The 16,842-nt window shown below is 60.5% G+C and carries 13 protein-coding genes; 6 read left to right on the top strand and 7 right to left on the bottom strand.

The genetic code is table 11. The annotated features are described in order from the left end of the window. Nucleotides 1-19 precede the first annotated feature (19 nt). From bioD to AC54XV_RS24470, 6 genes are all read left to right on the top strand, one after another. Nucleotides 20-700, top strand: a complete 681-nt coding sequence (gene bioD, locus AC54XV_RS24495) for a dethiobiotin synthase (protein ID WP_058822070.1) — start codon at nt 20-22, stop codon at nt 698-700. A 153-nt stretch (nt 701-853) separates the two neighbouring features. Next, entirely contained in the window at nt 854-1,150 is a 297-nt protein-coding gene (locus tag AC54XV_RS24490; RefSeq protein WP_003419817.1) for a hypothetical protein, read from the top strand. A gap of 333 nt (nt 1,151-1,483) precedes the next feature. Further along, entirely contained in the window at nt 1,484-3,289 is a 1,806-nt protein-coding gene (locus AC54XV_RS24485) for a phenylacyl-CoA dehydrogenase (protein WP_011269169.1), read from the top strand. A 1,114-nt stretch (nt 3,290-4,403) separates the two neighbouring features. Further along, entirely contained in the window at nt 4,404-5,702 is a 1,299-nt protein-coding gene (locus AC54XV_RS24480) for a GGDEF domain-containing protein (protein ID WP_024659548.1), read from the top strand. A gap of 169 nt (nt 5,703-5,871) precedes the next feature. After that, nucleotides 5,872-7,650 carry an acyl-CoA dehydrogenase C-terminal domain-containing protein gene (locus AC54XV_RS24475; RefSeq protein ID WP_024659547.1) on the top strand — a complete coding sequence of 593 codons (1,779 nt, stop codon included), beginning with the start codon at nt 5,872-5,874 and terminating at the stop codon, nt 7,648-7,650. 403 nt (nt 7,651-8,053) lie between these two features. Further along, a complete protein-coding gene (locus tag AC54XV_RS24470) occupies nt 8,054-8,215 on the top strand; it encodes a YqaE/Pmp3 family membrane protein (protein ID WP_002555565.1) in 162 nt (53 codons plus the stop codon). A gap of 55 nt (nt 8,216-8,270) precedes the next feature. Here AC54XV_RS24470 and AC54XV_RS24465 read toward each other — a convergent pair whose 3' ends face one another. From AC54XV_RS24465 to pqqF, 7 genes are all read right to left on the bottom strand, one after another. Continuing rightward, entirely contained in the window at nt 8,271-10,097 is a 1,827-nt protein-coding gene (locus tag AC54XV_RS24465) for a S9 family peptidase (RefSeq protein ID WP_148193971.1), read from the bottom strand. Further along, nucleotides 10,060-11,229, bottom strand: coding sequence for a pyrroloquinoline quinone biosynthesis protein PqqE (gene pqqE, locus AC54XV_RS24460; RefSeq protein ID WP_104652566.1), 1,170 nt, complete (start codon nt 11,227-11,229; stop codon nt 10,060-10,062). The genes AC54XV_RS24465 and pqqE overlap by 38 nt, the downstream gene beginning before the upstream one ends. Next, nucleotides 11,222-11,506, bottom strand: a complete 285-nt coding sequence (gene pqqD / locus AC54XV_RS24455) for a pyrroloquinoline quinone biosynthesis peptide chaperone PqqD (RefSeq protein WP_496717304.1) — start codon at nt 11,504-11,506, stop codon at nt 11,222-11,224. Before pqqD ends, pqqE begins: the two co-directional genes overlap by 8 nt. Further along, nucleotides 11,503-12,258, bottom strand: coding sequence for a pyrroloquinoline-quinone synthase PqqC (pqqC, locus tag AC54XV_RS24450; RefSeq protein ID WP_104652567.1), 756 nt, complete (start codon nt 12,256-12,258; stop codon nt 11,503-11,505). The genes pqqD and pqqC overlap by 4 nt, the downstream gene beginning before the upstream one ends. 8 nt (nt 12,259-12,266) lie before the next feature. Next, nucleotides 12,267-13,178 carry a pyrroloquinoline quinone biosynthesis protein PqqB gene (pqqB, locus tag AC54XV_RS24445; protein WP_024641268.1) on the bottom strand — a complete coding sequence of 304 codons (912 nt, stop codon included), beginning with the start codon at nt 13,176-13,178 and terminating at the stop codon, nt 12,267-12,269. An 88-nt stretch (nt 13,179-13,266) separates the two neighbouring features. Beyond that, complete coding sequence (pqqA, locus tag AC54XV_RS24440; protein WP_003422658.1) at nt 13,267-13,341, bottom strand: pyrroloquinoline quinone precursor peptide PqqA; 75 nt, start codon at nt 13,339-13,341, stop codon at nt 13,267-13,269. Nucleotides 13,342-13,476: 135 nt separating this feature from the next. After that, nucleotides 13,477-15,765 carry a pyrroloquinoline quinone biosynthesis protein PqqF gene (gene pqqF, locus AC54XV_RS24435; protein ID WP_104652568.1) on the bottom strand — a complete coding sequence of 763 codons (2,289 nt, stop codon included), beginning with the start codon at nt 15,763-15,765 and terminating at the stop codon, nt 13,477-13,479. Between the last annotated feature and the right edge of the window lie 1,077 nt (nt 15,766-16,842).

Raw genomic sequence — 16,842 nt, 5'->3', positions numbered from 1 at the left:
GACAGGAAAGACTGCTGAGATGACTGCCGCCTACTTCATCACCGGAACCGATACCGACGCTGGCAAGACCACGGTGGCTGCCGGTTTGCTGCATGCCGCCCGTTCGTCCGGCCTGAGCACGGCAGCCGGCAAGCCCGTCGCGTCCGGTTGTTTGGTCACGCCACAGGGGCTGCGTAATCCGGATGCCCTGGCGTTGCTGGCCGAGTGTTCTGTCGAGCTGGATTACGCTGAAGTCAATCCGCTGGCCTTCGAACCGGCCATTGCTCCGCACCTGGCAGCACGCGAAGCCGGCGTCGCGCTGACGGTCGACTCGGTGCTGCAACCCATGCGGCATATGCTCACCAGACAGGCCGATTTCACCCTGATCGAAGGGGCAGGCGGCTGGCGTGTGCCGCTGTCCGGGCAGAGCACGTTGTCCGATCTGGCCATTGCCCTGGATCTACCGGTGATTCTGGTGGTGGGCGTGCGTCTGGGCTGCATCAATCATGCGGTGCTGACTGCTGAAGCGATTGCCCGCGACGGTTTACGTCTGGCTGGCTGGGTGGCCAACATCGTGGATGCCGACACCTCGCGGCTTGAAGAAAACCTCGCCACGCTGGTCGAGCGTCTGCCCGCACCTTGTCTGGGGCGGGTGCCGCGATTGGATGAGGCAAGTGCCGAAAATGTGGCGCAGTATCTTGATTTGAAGGTGTTGAGCTGACAGCGCCGCTATGTGGCTGACCAGCAAGACAGTTTTGGATTTTCAAGACCCAGGCTATCGTGCGGCCTAGTGCCATTAGTCTGTTTGTCGAGTATTTCCGGACAAATGCTGGTTCAATGGCTTGTGTTCGTTTTTTGAACTGAGGATCGGCTTATGCAAATCACCATGAACAACACCCTCTACCCGGGCCTTAGCGCAATGCAGGTCGGGCAAAGTCGTGTGGATCAGGCGGCCACCCAGATTGCCAGCTCCAATATCGAAGTGTCGGGCAGAAGCCAGTCTTCAGACTTTCAGCTCGAGAACCTGCGCTCGGTCGACCGTAGCCAGCGCTCCGACCTGTCGTCCAATATGGTCGAACTCGAAGCCGGCAAGGATCAGTTTGCAGCCGGACTGGCTGCGCAGAAAGCCAGCAATGAAATGCTTGGCACGCTGATCGACACCTACGCCTGATTTTCGCGTCAATTCTCGCCGTGCCCTCAGCGCACGGCGTTGCTCCCTGAATTTCTCCGCATCATTGTCCTGTATCACGCCTGCACCTGGTTTCGCCCTCCACTAGACTTTTGCTTACGCTTCTCTCGCCCCCGCACGACGTACGCCTGCGTGGCTTACGCATGGGCCGTGGACGAATGGTGCATGCTGCACTATTGACAAGGTTTGGGCGTAAACGTATGTTTCAAACACCTGTTTGACCGCGAGGCATACGAGATTGTCTGGCGCTTGAGGGTGTCTCTCCAGCGACCGCCCGGTCATTCGTTCCAGGATTCATCAGCAGAGGTTATCGCTATGCCTGACTACAAGGCCCCCTTGCGTGATATTCGTTTTGTTCGTGATGAACTGCTCGGCTATGAAGCGCACTATCAGAGTCTGCCAGCCTGTCATGACGCCACTCCGGACATGGTCGACGCCATTCTTGAAGAGGGCGCCAAGTTCTGTGAGCAGGTGCTGGCGCCGCTGAACCGTGTGGGCGATACCGAGGGTTGCACCTGGAGCGAGTCGGGCGTGAAGACGCCGAACGGCTTCAAACAGGCTTACAAACAGTTCGTCGAAGGCGGCTGGCCGAGTCTGGCGCATGACGTTGCGCACGGCGGTCAGGGTCTGCCCGAGTCGCTGGGCCTGGCGGTCAGCGAGATGGTCGGCGAAGCCAACTGGTCGTGGGGCATGTACCCGGGCCTGTCGCATGGCGCGATGAACACGATCTCCGAGCACGGCACGCCCGAGCAGCAGGACGCGTACCTGACCAAGCTGGTGTCCGGCGAATGGACCGGCACCATGTGCCTGACCGAGTCGCATTGCGGTACCGACCTGGGCATGCTGCGCACCCGGGCCGAACCTCAGGCTGACGGGACCTACAAGGTCACCGGCACCAAGATCTTCATTTCCGCCGGCGAACACGACATGGCCGATAACATCGTCCACATCGTGCTGGCCCGCCTGCCGGATGCACCGGCTGGCACCAAAGGCATTTCGCTGTTCATCGTGCCCAAGTTCCTCTCGGCTGCCGATGGCAGCATCGGTGAGCGCAACGCGGTGAACTGCGGCTCCATCGAGCACAAGATGGGCATCCACGGCAACGCCACCTGCGTGATGAACTTCGACGGCGCTACCGGCTACCTGATCGGTCCGCCGAACAAGGGCCTGAACTGCATGTTCACGTTCATGAACACTGCGCGTCTGGGCACTGCACTGCAAGGTCTGGCGCACGCCGAAGTCGCCTTCCAGGGCGGCCTGCAATATGCCCGTGATCGCCTGCAAATGCGTTCGCTGACCGGCCCCAAGGCACCGGAAAAAGCCGCTGACCCGATCATCGTTCACCCTGATGTGCGTCGCATGCTGCTGACCATGAAGGCGTTCGCCGAAGGCACGCGTGCCATGGTGTACTTCACGGCCAAGCAGGTCGACATCGTCAAGTACAGCGAAGACCCGGAGCAAAAGAAAGCCGCTGATGCATTGCTGGCGTTCATGACCCCGATCGCCAAGGCGTTCATGACGGAAGTGGGCTTTGAAGCCGCCAACCACGGTGTGCAGATCTACGGCGGCCATGGCTTCATTGCCGAGTGGGGCATGGAGCAGAACGTTCGCGACAGCCGGATTTCGATGCTGTACGAAGGCACCACCGGTATCCAGGCGCTTGATCTGCTGGGCCGCAAGGTGTTGATGACCCAGGGCGAAGCGCTCAAGGGCTTCACCAAGATCGTGCACAAGTTCTGCCAGAGCAATGAAGGCAACGAAGTTGTGCAGGAATTCGTGACGCCACTGGCTGCGCTGAACAAGGAGTGGGGCGACCTGACTCTGAAAGTCGGCATGGCGGCGATGAAGGATCGCGAAGAAGTGGGTGCTGCATCGGTGGATTACATCATGTTTTCCGGCTATGCCTGCCTGGCGTACTTCTGGGCTGATATGGCGCGTGTTGCGGCCGAGAAGCTGGCGGCCGGTGCGTCGGACGAGGCGTTCTACCGCGCGAAGATCCAGACCGCGCGTTTCTACTTCCAGCGCATCCTGCCGCGCACCCGCACCCACGTGGCGGCCATTCTGTCGGGCGCTGCCAACCTGATGGACATGAAAGAAGAAGACTTCGGCCTGGCTTACTAAGCGTCGCTGCTGTCATGAAAACCGCCTGATCGCTGATCAGGCGGTTTTTTTATGGGTGCGTTTTAGCGCATGGCTGTATTCGAATTCCCGGCGAGACCTGAGAAGGCGCTCAGGCCCCGTGCATAGTCACGATGTTCTCCAGGACACCTCTCGTTCCTCACGCACGCGTGGGAATGCAGTTCGTGACGCTCTGCGTCACACAGGGGTTTTCTTTGTCAGGTGGATTTGGGTTCGACTCAGGTCACCTTTTCGCCCCTCGGCGAGTCACTTTGATGGGGCCAAAGTGACCAAAGCCCCTGGCTCCGTTTCCGGCCCGACTTCGTCGGGTTCCTTCGACCTGTCACTGATCCGGGGGTCGCCGCAACGGGCCCTCCATGGCCCGGTGCGGCTAGCCTGGCGTCCTGCCAGGCTACCCCCGGATCAGCGCCAGGACTCAGCCGTCACTTACGTCGCACTCTGCGTCGTCTATGCCATCGTGTCCGAAAAGCACTTTAGAGTAGTCGGGCTAGAGGCACGGCCCGGAACCTGATGACTATCGTTCCTCACGCTCCGCGTGGGAATGCAGTTCGTGACGCTCTGCGTCACACAGGGCTCTGCGATGTCGGGTGGATTGGGGTTCGACTCAGGTCACCTTTTCGCCCCTCGGCGACCTACTTTGATGGGGCCAAAGTAGGCAAAGCCCGCAGCTCCGTTTCCGGCCCGACTTCGTCGGGTTCCTTTGCCCTGTCACTGATCCGGGGGTCGCCGCAACGGGCCATCCATGGCCCGGATGCGGCTAACTCGGCATCCTTGCCGAGTTACCGCCGGATCAGCGCCAGGACTCAGCCGTCACTAACGTCGCACTCTGCGTCGTCTGTGCCATCGCGATAACAAAGCGCTTTTATGTGCAGTGATGACAGGTAAAGCATGACTTTGCGCTGCAGCACGACCTAGAGCGTCACGAACTGCATGCCAACGTACGGGTACGAGAAATCCCGCAATAAACATTTCCCACTTCCTGCCGTTACAGAAATTAAGTTGTTTGTTGATCCTGCCGATGCATTGTTCGCTGACGAAGGGCACAATGCCATTAGGCCAGCCAGTCATCCAGATGCCGGGTAGGAGATAACCCCTTTTGTTGCGTCCATCAGCTGCACGCTTGAGTCATTTTCTGCCTTCACTGGGTTTGCTGGTGGCGGGGCTGGCGGCTGCGTACGTAAAGGACCTGAACGTCTTCTTCACCTCGCTGTTCAACGTGCTTCCTACTCTGGTTCTTCTGTTGGGCGGTGCGTACTGCTGTGTTTATCGACGTCAGCGCGAGCTGTTTCTGATGCTCACGGTGTATATCGCCTACTACCTGCTCGACACCCAGACCGACTACTACCGTGACAACGGCAAGGTTCGCGAGGATGCGGCGGTGATCTTTCACCTGGTCTGCCTGCTGCTGCCGCTGCTGTTCGGGTTATATGCGGCATGGGAGGAACGAACGCATCTGTTCCAGGACATGGTTGCGCGGCTCGCGGTGCTGGTGGCGCTGGGCGGCGTGGCGGTGGGGCTTGAGCAAAGTTATCCGGTCGAGCTGCAAGTCTGGCTGGCGGACATTCGCTGGCCTGTCCTGCATGGCGCATGGATGAGCCTGATTCAGTTGTCCTATGCGATGTTTCTGGTGTCGTTCGGGGTGCTGATCTGGCAATACCTGGAAAAGCCGCGACCGCTGCATGCGGCGCAGATCGTCGGCCTGCTGGGTTTGCTCTGGGCATTGCCCAAAACCTTCATCCTGCCGTTCACACTGAACATCCTTTGCAGCCAGGTGATGCTGATGATTGCCGCTGCCGTCGCTCACGAGGCCTATCAGATGGCCTTCCGCGACGAGCTTACCGGGCTGCCTGGGCGTCGGGCGCTCAATGAGCGCATGCAGCGTCTGGGTCGCAACTATGTGCTGGCGATGAGCGACGTGGATCACTTCAAGAAATTCAATGACACCCACGGCCACGATGTGGGCGATCAGGTGCTGCGTCTGGTGGCCAGCAAGCTGTCGAAAATCACCAATGGTGGCGGCAAGGCCTATCGCTATGGCGGTGAGGAATTCGCCATTGTGTTCGCCGCCAAGAGCATCAATGAGTGCATGCCGCACCTGGAAGCCATCCGCGAGACCATCGCCAGTTACGAAATTCAGCTGCGCAACAAGGACAATCGCCCTCAGGACGACCAGCAAGGCCGACAGCGTCGAAGCGGCGCGCAGGCTGGCAGCGTGTCGGTGACGGTGAGTATCGGCGTTGCCGAACGCCAGCCGGAGCATCGCACGCCCGAAGAAGTGCTCAAAAGCGCCGACCAGGCGCTGTATGCAGCCAAGGGCGCCGGGCGCAATTGTGTGGTGGCTTACGGGCAGTTGAACCGACGCGGCGCTGTGCGCACCACTGAAGCGGCAACCTGAGCAAACCCTGGCACTTCCCGTGACCTGTTATGACTATTCAGTCATGACACGACCCTATGTCTCTGAAATGTTGTTCGGTTAGACTCGTGGAACTCGACTGCTGATCTGCGTCGCTGGATGCATCGATCGGCTTCCCAAAGCATTTCGATCCGTGTTCACGAGGTTTGCCATGGCTGACTATAAAGCGCCACTGCGCGATATGCGCTTCGTCCTCAATGAAGTCTTCGAGGTTTCAAAGCTCTGGGCTCAACTGCCCGAGCTGGCCGAAACAGTCGACGTCGAAACGGTCGAAGCCATTCTCGAAGAAGCCGGTAAAGTGACCAGCAAGACCATTGCGCCGCTGAGCCGCAATGGTGACGAGGAGGGCTGCCACTGGAAGGACACCGTCGTCACCACGCCTGCCGGTTTTCCCGAGGCCTATAAGATCTACGCCGAAGGCGGCTGGGTCGGTGTAGGCGGTAACCCCGAGTTTGGCGGCATGGGCATGCCCAAGGTGGTGTCGGCTCAGGTCGAAGAGATGCTCAACTCTGCCAGCCTGGCGTTCGGTCTGTACGCGATGCTCACCTCCGGCGCCTGCGTGTCGATAGACACCCACGCGACCGAGGAGCTCAAGAACAAATTTCTGCCCAATATGTATTCGGGCGTCTGGGCCGGGTCGATGTGCCTGACCGAGGCCCACGCCGGTACTGACCTGGGCATTATTCGCACGCGCGCCGAACCCCAGGCGGACGGCGCCTACCAGATCACCGGCAGCAAGATTTTCATTACCGGTGGCGAACACGACCTGACCGAAAACATCATCCATCTGGTACTGGCCAAGTTGCCGGATGCTCCGCCTGGCCCGAAGGGCATCTCGCTGTTTCTGGTGCCCAAGTTCATGGTTGGTGACGACGGCAGCCTCGGCGAGCGCAACACCGTCAGTTGTGGCTCGATCGAGCACAAGATGGGCATCCAGGCGTCTGCGACGTGCGTGATGAACTTCGACGCCGCCACCGGTTACCTGATCGGCGAGCCTAACAAAGGGCTGGCGGCGATGTTTACGATGATGAACTACGAGCGCCTCGGCGTCGGTATCCAGGGCCTGGCGTCTGGCGTGCGCTCTTATCAGGCCGCCGTCGAGTATGCGCAGGACCGTCTGCAGAGCCGTGCCCCGACCGGTGCGCAGAACAAGGACAAGGCCGCTGACCCGATCATCGTCCATCCTGACGTGCGTCGCATGCTGTTGACCATGAAAGCCTTCAACGAAGGCGGTCGGGCGTTTTCCAGCTACGTCGCCCTGCAACTGGATATTGCCAAGTTCAGCGAAGACGATACCGCGCGCAAGCGTGCCGATGATCTGGTAGCACTGCTGACACCGGTCTCCAAGGCGTTCCTGAGTGATATCGGTCTGGAAACCACCGTGCATGGCCAGCAGGTATTCGGCGGCCATGGTTACATCCGCGAGTGGGGCCAGGAACAACTGGTGCGTGACGTGCGTATCACGCAGATCTACGAAGGCACCAACGGCATTCAGGCGCTGGACCTGGTCGGGCGCAAGATCGTCGGCTCGAATGGCGCGTTCTATCAGCTGTTCTCCGATGAAGTCCGCCAGTTCATCACCGGCTCGGACAACGCGCTCAGCGAGTTCACTCAGCCGCTGAGCAAAGCCTTGAATATGCTCGATGAGCTGACCGGCTGGGTGCTGGATCGCTCGCGCAACAACCCCAATGAAATCGGTGCGGCCTCTGTGGAATATCTGCATCTGTTCGGTTACACCGCGTATGCCTACATGTGGGCCATGATGGCCAAGGCAGCACTCGGCAAGGAGCAGCAGGAGGAGTTCTACGCAAGCAAGCTGGGGACCGCACGCTTCTACTTCGCACGTCTGCTGCCGCGTATTCACTCGCTGGATGCCTCGGTACGCGCGGGTAGCGAGTCGCTGTACCTGTTGAAGGCGTCACAATTCTGACCTGGAAAAGTCTTGTAAGCATTTGCTTACACTACGTGACGCCAATTGGCCTCTTCCCAAGAAAGGGATCCAAAGTTAATCTTTGTTCATGGACGTAGCGCAGGACGCGCAACAAGACATAACAGGGACACGTAGGGAAGCCTGCCAGGATGGCGGGGTGAAAGGGAAATCAGGGAAACAGTCGGGAAAGCCCCGCTTCGGCGGGGTTTTCTTTGTTTGCGTTTTAACGATTCGATGTTCTTTCTGCTCGCAGCACACGATGTTGTGCCCGCAGTGCAATGCTTGTCCTGATCCTCTCCCGAGAAAGAATAATGGCGCGGTGCCAGAGCCGGTTGAACCCTCGCCGCCGGGCAGGGTCGATTAGCTGTATGGCCAATCAGAGCCAATCAATCAGGAGCTTTTCATGGACATCATTCGTATCATTTTCGCCATTCTGCTGCCTCCGGTAGGCGTGTTCATGCAAGTAGGCTTTGCTGGCGCTTTTTGGTTGAATATCCTGCTGACCCTGCTGGGTTACATCCCGGGCATCATCCACGCGATCTATATCATCGTTTCGCGTAAGTAACACCTCGCTGCACACGCTGATCGTTCCCTGACGCGGGAACGATCACACGGCCTGATCAGGCATCCAGCACCTCCCGATAGAAACGCCATTCCTTCTCCAGCGCATCTGCCAGGTTGTTTGCCTTGCGGAACCCATGATGCTCGTCCGCATAGAAGTGCGCTTCGGTCTTGATACCGTTGTCCTGCAAGGCCTTGAGCATGGACCGGGTCTGTTCCGGAACCACCACGGCATCCAGTTCGCCCTGAAAGAAAATCACCGGCACTTTGATGCTGTCGGCGTGCAGCAGGGGCGTACGAGCCTGATAGCGCTCGATGTCCTTGTCGGGATCGCCGATCAGCCAGTCCAGATAATCACCCTCGAATTTATGCGTCGCCCTGGCCAGTGCTACCGGGTCGCTGACGCCGTAAAGGCTGGCCCCTGCGCGGAATACGTCGCGGAAGGCCAACGCGCAGAGCGTGGTGTAGCCACCGGCACTGCCGCCGCGAATGAAAGCCTGTCGTTCGTCAATCAAGCCGCGCTCGGCCAGATGGTTGACCACTGCACAGGCATCTTCGACGTCCGCCACGCCCCAGGTGAGGTGCAGGCCTTGCCGGTACACGCGGCCGTAGCCGCTGCTGCCGCGATAATTGAGGTCTGCGACGGCGAAGCCGCGGTGCGTCCAGTACTGAATGCGCGGGTCCAGCACCGGGTAGCACGCAGAGGTCGGGCCGCCATGGATGAACACCACCAGCGGCGGTTTTTCTGCGCCGGTCATGGCCGGATAGAAGTAGCCATGAGCCTCGGCCCCGCCACTGGGGTAACGCAACGTCTGAGGACGGCTGATCTGATCGGCCGGCAGCGGCGACCCCCCTCCGGCAAGCACCTGAACACTGGCGTCGTGGCGAGAAATGGCCAGTACCGCTGAGGTGCTGATGGCCGAGGCGGCGATGCAATAGACGAACTCTTCGTCAATGGCGAGGCTGCGAAAGCGGCTGTAACCCGCGCTGAAGTCCTCGACGCTGCCGTCAGCCTGAGAAAGCCCCAGGATACTTGAACCGTCTGCAAACCAGCTCGCCAGGTAACCATCGTTGATCGGCAGCCAGGTGCAACTGCCCATTTGCCACGGCGCGGAAGCATGATCCGCCGGACGGGCGTGAAGCGGCGCAAACCCGGAAGGCGATTCGCCCCACGGCTGCCAGAAACCTGCACGATCAGTCAGGCAATACAGACGCCCATGGGCATCGAAGCGTGGTTGTTGCAGAGACTCTTGCGCACCGTCGCCTGCGATGCACTGCGCAGTGGCCCAACTGCCGTCGTCCTGTCTGGTCGCACACATCAAACGGGTGCTGGTCCACGGCTGATGCGGGCGCTGCCATTCGATCCAGGCCAGGCGTCTGCCGTCGGCACTGACAATCGGCGATGAGTAGAAATCAGCGCCTTCGGCCAGCAACTGACGCTTGCCGTCAGCCAGCTCGATAGCCACCAGTCGATGCGTGTTGCGGTCCTCTTCAACGGCCAGAATCCGGCCGCCGCTGAAGAACACGCCGCCGTAGCGCTTGTCGCCCTCGGTCAGCGCCACCGGCTCGCTGGCGTCCAGGGCCTGTCGATACAGTTGCTGGTCGCGCTCGTTGACGAAGACTACGGCGTCGTCGGCGAGGCAGAACGAACCACCACCGTATTCATACACCCGGCTGCGTACGCTGAAACCTTGTGGCGTCAGGCAGCGCTTGCTGTTGGCGTACCAGTGCCAGATGCGGCTCGCGCCGTCTTCGGGGCGGTATTCGTTCCAGAACAGGCCCGCCGAGCTGACATCCAGTTCGGCGAAGTCGACGCCTGCAGCGACCGCCTGGGCGGCGCTCAGGCGGTCAGGAGGATTTTGCGATGAGTCGTGAGTTTCGGTCATTGCGAAAGGCCAGCTCTTCAATGGTTTGAGTAGCGGTTTCGGACTCGTCACGAGCCTGAGTGATAATCCCGTGGTGATAGGATTTGCTGCACACCGGGTCGGCATTGGCAGCGTCGCCGGTCAGCATGAAGGCCTGGCAGCGACAGCCGCCGAAATCCTTTTCCTTCTCGTCACACGAACGGCACGGCTCGGGCATCCAGTCGTAACCGCGGAAGCGATTGAAGCCGAACGAGTCGTACCAGATGTGCTGCATGCTGTGATCGCGTACGTTGGGGAACTGGATCGGCATCTGCCGCGCGCCGTGGCAGGGCAGCGCCGTGCCATCCGGTGTCACGGTCAGGAAGATATTGCCCCAGCCGTTCATGCAGGCTTTGGGACGTTCTTCGTAATAATCAGGGGTGACGAAAATCAGTTTGCACGGATGATTCTCTGCCTCCAGCCGGGCGCGGTATTCGTTGGTGACGGCTTCGGCGCGGACCAGTTGATCTTTGGTCGGCAGCAGACCGACGCGATTCAGATGCGCCCAGCCATAGAACTGACAGGTCGCCAGTTCGACGAAGTCCGCTTCCAGCGCGAGACACAGCTCGATGATCTTGTCGATACGGTCGATGTTGTGACGGTGGGTCACGAAGTTCAGCACCATTGGGTAGCCATGCCTTTTCACCGCTCGGGCCATTTCCAGCTTCTGCGCGAAGGCTTTTTTCGAGCCGGCGAGCATGTTGTTGACCTGCTCGTCGCTGGCCTGAAAGCTGATCTGGATGTGGTCCAGGCCTGCTTCCTTGAAGGCGATGATCTTCTCTTCGGTAAGGCCGATGCCCGAGGTGATCAGGTTGGTGTAGAAGCCCAGACGCCGCGCCTCGGCGATCAGTTCGGCGAGGTCCTGGCGCACCAGCGGCTCGCCGCCGGAAAAACCGATCTGCGCCGCACCCATTTCCCGCGCTTCCTGCATGACCTTGAACCACTGCGCGGTGCTCAGCTCCTGGCCCTGTTTGGCGAAATCCAGGGGGTTGGAGCAATACGGGCATTGCAACGGGCAGCGATAGGTCAGCTCGGCGAGCAGCCACAGCGGCAGCCCGACCTCGGGAGTGGGCGGTATGTACGGGGTGTTGGTGACGGGTGCTATGTCAGACAAGATCGATCCAGTTTTTCTTTTTGGCGCCTTCCATGAACTCGTCGACGTCCATGCCCAGTTCGGGAACATTGGGGAACTGCTGATGAAGCTCATCAATGATGGCGGCGATGCTGCGCTTGCCATCGATCAGCCCGCCAATCAGGGCCGCGCTTTCATTGAGTTTGATCATGCCTTCAGGGTAAAGCACCACACGCGCCTTTTGCGCAGGCTCGTACTGAAAGCGATAGCCTTGATGCCATTTGGGTGTCAACGCTCGGAACTGCGGATCGTGCTTCATAGGGTAATCCCCTTATGCCAGACCCTTTGGTCTGTGACGCTGTGATACGGCGGGCGGTTCAGCTCGTAGGCCATGGACATGGCATCGAGCATGCTCCACAGGATATCGAGTTTGAACTGCAGGATTTCCAGCATACGCTGCTGACCTTCGTACGTAGTGTAGTGCTGTAACGTGATGGCGAGGCCGTGCTCTACATCGCGTCGGGCCTGACCCAGGCGAGTGCGGAAATACTCATAGCCTGCCGGGTCGATCCATGGGTAGTGCTGCGGCCAGCTGTCCAGACGCGACTGGTGGATCTGCGGGGCGAACAGTTCGGTCAGCGAGCTGCTGGCGGCTTCCTGCCAGTTGGCGCGGCGGGCGAAGTTCACGTAGGCGTCGACGGCAAAGCGCACGCTTGGCAGCACCAGTTCCTGCGAGCGCAGCTGGTCCGGGTCCAGTCCCACGGCCTGGCCGAGGCGCAGCCAGGCTTCGATGCCGCCGTCTTCGCCGGGCGCACCGTCATGATCGAGCAGGCGCTGAATCCACTCGCGACGGATCTCGCGATCCGGGCAGTTGGCCAGAATCGCCGCGTCCTTGAGCGGAATGTTCACCTGATAGTAGAAACGGTTGGCGACCCAGCCCTGAATCTGCTCGCGGGTCGCACGGCCCTCGTACATCGCCACATGGAACGGGTGATAGATGTGGTAATAGGCGCCTTTGGCGCGCAAGGCCTGTTCGAATTCGGCGGGGGACAGCGCAGTCGCTTCGCTCATGTCAGCTCCTAAAGCTCGATGCTCATGCCATCGAAGGCCACTTCGACGTTGCGACGAAGCAGCTCCGCACGTTCCGGGGAGTCTTCGTCGAGAATCGGGTTGGTGTTGTTGATGTGGATAAGCACCTTGCGCTGCTCGGGGAAGCCTTCGAGGACTTCGAGCATGCCGCCGGGACCATTCTGTGCCAGATGGCCCATTTCCCGGCCGGTGCGGGTGCCCACGCCACGGCGCTGCATTTCGTCGTCGTCCCACATTGTGCCGTCGACCAGCAGGCAGTCGGCGTCACGCATCTTCTCGGCCAGTGCTTCATCGACCTTGCCCAGGCCCGGGGCATAGAACAGCTTGCCGCCGGTGCGGGTGTCTTCGACCAGCAGGCCGATGTTGTCGCCCGGGTGCGGGTCGAAACGGTGTGGCGAGTAGGGCGGCGCGGCGCTGCGCAGCGGGAAGGGCGTGAAGCGCAGGTTCGGGCAGGCCGGAATCACGAAGCTGCCCTGCAACTCGATGCGGTTCCAGCTCAGGCCGCCGTTCCAGTGCTTGAGCATTTCGAACAGCGGGAAGCCGGTGCTCAGGTCCTCATGGACCATGTCGGTACACCACACCTGATGCGGGCAGCCTTCACGCAGGCTGAGCAGGCCGGTGGTGTGGTCGATCTGGCTGTCCATCAACACGATCGCGCTGATGCCGGTGTCGCGCAATGCGCGACCCGGCTGCATCGGCGCAAAGCCCTGCAATTGCGCGCGAATGTCCGGTGAGGCGTTGCACAGCACCCAGTTGATACCGTCGTCGGACAGCGCAATGGACGACTGGGTCCGCGCATGGGCACGCAGGCTGCCGTCGCGAAAACCCGCGCAATTGACGCAGTTGCAGTTCCACTGGGGGAATCCACCGCCAGCAGCAGAACCTAGAATCTGGATGTACATGACAGCTCCTGGGACACGCTCTGAAATAAAAAACAGCCACAACCATAAAAAAAGCCCCGGCGAACCGAGGCTTCACAGCGCACTGAAATCAACGGCTTGCGAAGTACATGGTGACTTCAAAACCGATACGCAGATCAGTGTAAGCAGGTTTAGTCCACGACATAAAAATCTCCTCGGATAAGTGCAGCGGTGGGTGACTACATCTTAGTGCATCGCTGGAGGCATACGTTCAGATGCTTAGGGAGCTATGTTACTCATTTTCACAATTCAGCAGGGCTAGAATCTGCATGAAAGACCGTTACTGTTCAGGTAAGGATTGCGGAACGGCCGCGCTGGCAGGGCGATTGGCCACGATCAGCCAGCCACCTGTGGCCTTGATCAATTGATCCGCAGAGGCCAGCAACGAGTGTGTTTCCAGATTTGACAGCGCCCGCTGCAAGGTGGGCGCATGGTCGCTCTGATGCCCGGCAAGGTGTGCCTGCCACTGCAGGTCGGCACGCTGTTGCTCCGGCAGGTTCGACGGCTCGAACTGCGCTGCAAGGGCGTTTGTCTGTTCAGGCAAATCTGCGTCGTGGACTAACTGCGGCAATCTGCCGATAAAGGCCGCGATGTGCTCAAGCAGTTGCTGGGCATTGCAGGTGGGCGATTGCACACCGAACAGCAAGCCGGTCTTTCCGTCGATCTGCCTGAGGCCACTGAACACCGCGTAACCCAATTGCAGCTCGACCCGCAGCCGCTGATAGAACGGCGGCTGGGCCAGGTGCGCGAGCAAACGCCAGGCGGCTTCATCTTCGATGGAAGTCGTGGGCGCCGGGCAGAACACCAGCACGGCGTCTTCCGAGGAAGACGATGCTTGCGCTGCCCAGTGCTTGCCAGCGCGAATGGTTGGCAGATCGGCCGGGGAAGTTTGCCGAACGCCGGGTGCTGCATTCAACACCGCGTCCAGCATTGACTGGCTGGCCGGGCCGAAACCGCTGGTGAAACTGATCCAGCGCGAAGCCGCCCATACGCTTGGCAGGTCGCTTATGCTCACCTCCGGGTTACTGCGCAGGAAGTGATCGGCAAGCTGCTTGAGCAACTGACGAATCGGGATCAACACTGGCTCGTCGTGTTCCTGTGCGTGGGTATCGGGGTGCTGCAAGCGCAGCAGGCTCTGTTGCAGGACTGCCACAATGGGTTCGCGCAAACCGTTCAACTGTAGCTGCCAGTAGGGGCCGTACGCGGTGAAGGTCAGTGTTACCCCGGCCTGACGTGCGTCTTCGGCCAGTGGCTTGAGCGCGGCGTCGAGCATCCGCCAAAAGGCGGGCTGTGGGGACGGCAGTTGCCAGCGCAGGTACAGCGCGGCTTCAGCGGGGTCGTCCACTGCCGTACCAAGAAACGGGTTCGGGGCGGGCAGGCGCCAGTCGACCGGCTCTGGATCGAGGTTATCCACGTCAGCCGTGAGTTTTGCGAGAAATGCGCTTAAGGCTTTTTGGCCTTGCTCGCTCAACTGCGCGGGCGTTTCGCGACAGTGATGGTTGGCCAGAGCCAATGCTCCGCACATCTGCAGACGGCGTTGTTCGAGACGGTGGTATTCCTCGATTCGCGTCGGCCAGTGAGCCTCGAAGAAACCGAGCCAGCTGAAAAGCAGGCTGCTGATAGCGGTCGCGTTCGCCGGGTCGCCTTTACACTCGATATCCAGCAAAAGCTGCCCGCCGAACTGGTAAAGCGGCGCGGCGTGCAGTGAAGTGCAAAGGCCCCTGCGGATCAGCTCGGCAACCAGCCCGCCAGGCTGCGCTGCGTTCAGCCAGTGACAGAAGAAGGCCACCGCTTCGTCAGCCTTGTCCGGCAAGTCCTCGAAGGCAAACAGCAGATGGTTTTGCTCGCCAGCCTGTCGAGGGCTGGTCATTAATGCTGGAGGCGGGCGCTGTGTGACCTTTATCCCAGTGGCGAAAACCGCGCCGTGGTTTGTCGCCAGCGCCTGCAGTTCAGCTATCGGCAGCGGGCCAGTCAGGCACAGCGTCATCTGCCCGGCCTGATAGAAGCCTCGATAAAAGTCATGCAATGCCTGCTGAAACGCCGGGTTAGGCACTGACAGGCTGTAGCGATTGCCGGCGTGAAAGCCGCGTAGCGGATGCTCAGGGTTGATCGCTGTCAGCAGGCGCGCCTGATCGCGGGATGCGCTATCGCCGAGCCAGGCGATGAACTCGGCGTGCAGCACTTCGCGTTCGCGCAATTGATCTGCGATGTCCATGCGCGGCCGGGCAAGCATGTCGCACAGGCGCTCCAGCCCTTGGGCGAAGGCGGCTTGCGGCAGTTCGAAGAAGAAGTCAGTGGTGCGCTCGCGGGTGCTGGCATTGACCTGCCCGCCATGACGCTGCACAAAGGTCATCAAGTTGTCCCCGGCCAGGAAGCGTTCGGTGCCGAGAAAAAACAGGTGCTCCAGAAAATGCGCCAGCCCTGGCCAAGCCTGTGGCGCATCGTGACTGCCGGCTGCCACGCGCAATGAGGCCGCACAGCGCTTGAGCCGTGGCTCGTGACACAGCAGCACATTCAGGCCGTTGGCCAGCGTGAGGCGTTGAGTGTCGGCGGAGTGTGCGGCAGGCATGAGGGGCGTCCGGAAAGCTTTGCAAGGCGAAGCGTCATGCTAGCGGATTAGCCGACCCGTTCGCGAGCCTGCTGCTCAAGGCTGCGAAATAGAGGACGCAAAGGGGCCGTCAAGCTTCCCGACAATGCATCGCCTGAGCGACCGTCTTCGCGAACAAGTTCGCTCCTACCCCTCGGGCAGGAGGCCGTTTTTGATTCTGCCCAACGGGCGTAGGAGCGGACTTGTCCGCGAAGGGGCCGCCAAGCTTTCCGGACATGCATCGCCTGAACGACCGTCTTCGCGAACAAGTTCGCTCCTACCCCTCGGGCAGGAGGCCGTTTTTGATTCTGCCCAACGGGCGTAGGAGCGGACTTGTCCGCGAAGGGGCCGCCAAGCTTTCCGAACATGCATCGCCTGAGCGAGCGTCTTCGCGAACAAGTTCGCTCCTACCCCTCGGGCAGGAGGCCGTTTTTGATTCTGCCCAACGGGCGTAGGAGCGGACTTGTCCGCGAAGGGGCCGCCAAGCTTTCCGGACATGCATCGCCTGAACGACCGTCTTCGCGAACAAGTTCGCTCCTACCCCTCGGGCAGGAGGCCGTTTTTGATTCTGCCCAACGGGCGTAGGAGCGGACTTGTCCGCGAAGGGGCCGCCAAGCTTTCCGGACATGCATCGCCTGAGCGAGCGTCTTCGCGAACAAGTTCGCTCCTACCCCTCGGGCAGGAGGCCGTTTTTGATTCTGCCCAACGGGCGTAGGAGCGGACTTGTCCGCGAAGGGGCCGCCAAGCTTTCCGGACATGCATCGCTTGAGCGACCGTCTTCGCGAACAAGTTCGCTCCTACCCCTCGGGCAGGAGGCCGTTTTTGATTCTGCCCAACGGGCGTAGGAGCGGACTTGTCCGCGAAGGGGCCGCCAAGCTTTCCGGACATGCATCGCCTGAGCGAGCGTCTTCGCGAACAAGCTCGCTCCTACCCCTCGGGCAGGAGGCCGCTTTTGATTCTGCCCAACGGGCGTAGGAGCGGACTTGTCCGCGAAGGGGCCGCCAAGCTTTCCGGACATGCATCGCCTGAGCGAGCGTCTTCGCGAACAAGTTCGCTCCT

Source organism: Pseudomonas fragariae (ex Marin et al. 2024) (genome assembly GCF_059621105.1).
This window is presented reverse-complemented; position numbering and strand designations above follow the sequence as displayed.

Coding starts and splice junctions, on each gene's coding strand:
- bioD (WP_058822070.1), top strand. CDS start 20: ATGACTGCCGCCTACTTCATCACCGGAACCGATACCGACGCTGGCAAG.
- AC54XV_RS24490 (WP_003419817.1), top strand. CDS start 854: ATGCAAATCACCATGAACAACACCCTCTACCCGGGCCTTAGCGCAATG.
- AC54XV_RS24485 (WP_011269169.1), top strand. CDS start 1,484: ATGCCTGACTACAAGGCCCCCTTGCGTGATATTCGTTTTGTTCGTGAT.
- AC54XV_RS24475 (WP_024659547.1), top strand. CDS start 5,872: ATGGCTGACTATAAAGCGCCACTGCGCGATATGCGCTTCGTCCTCAAT.
- AC54XV_RS24470 (WP_002555565.1), top strand. CDS start 8,054: ATGGACATCATTCGTATCATTTTCGCCATTCTGCTGCCTCCGGTAGGC.
- AC54XV_RS24465 (WP_148193971.1), bottom strand. CDS start 10,097: ATGACCGAAACTCACGACTCATCGCAAAATCCTCCTGACCGCCTGAGC.
- pqqD (WP_496717304.1), bottom strand. CDS start 11,506: ATGAAGCACGATCCGCAGTTCCGAGCGTTGACACCCAAATGGCATCAA.
- pqqC (WP_104652567.1), bottom strand. CDS start 12,258: ATGAGCGAAGCGACTGCGCTGTCCCCCGCCGAATTCGAACAGGCCTTG.
- pqqB (WP_024641268.1), bottom strand. CDS start 13,178: ATGTACATCCAGATTCTAGGTTCTGCTGCTGGCGGTGGATTCCCCCAG.
- pqqF (WP_104652568.1), bottom strand. CDS start 15,765: ATGCCTGCCGCACACTCCGCCGACACTCAACGCCTCACGCTGGCCAAC.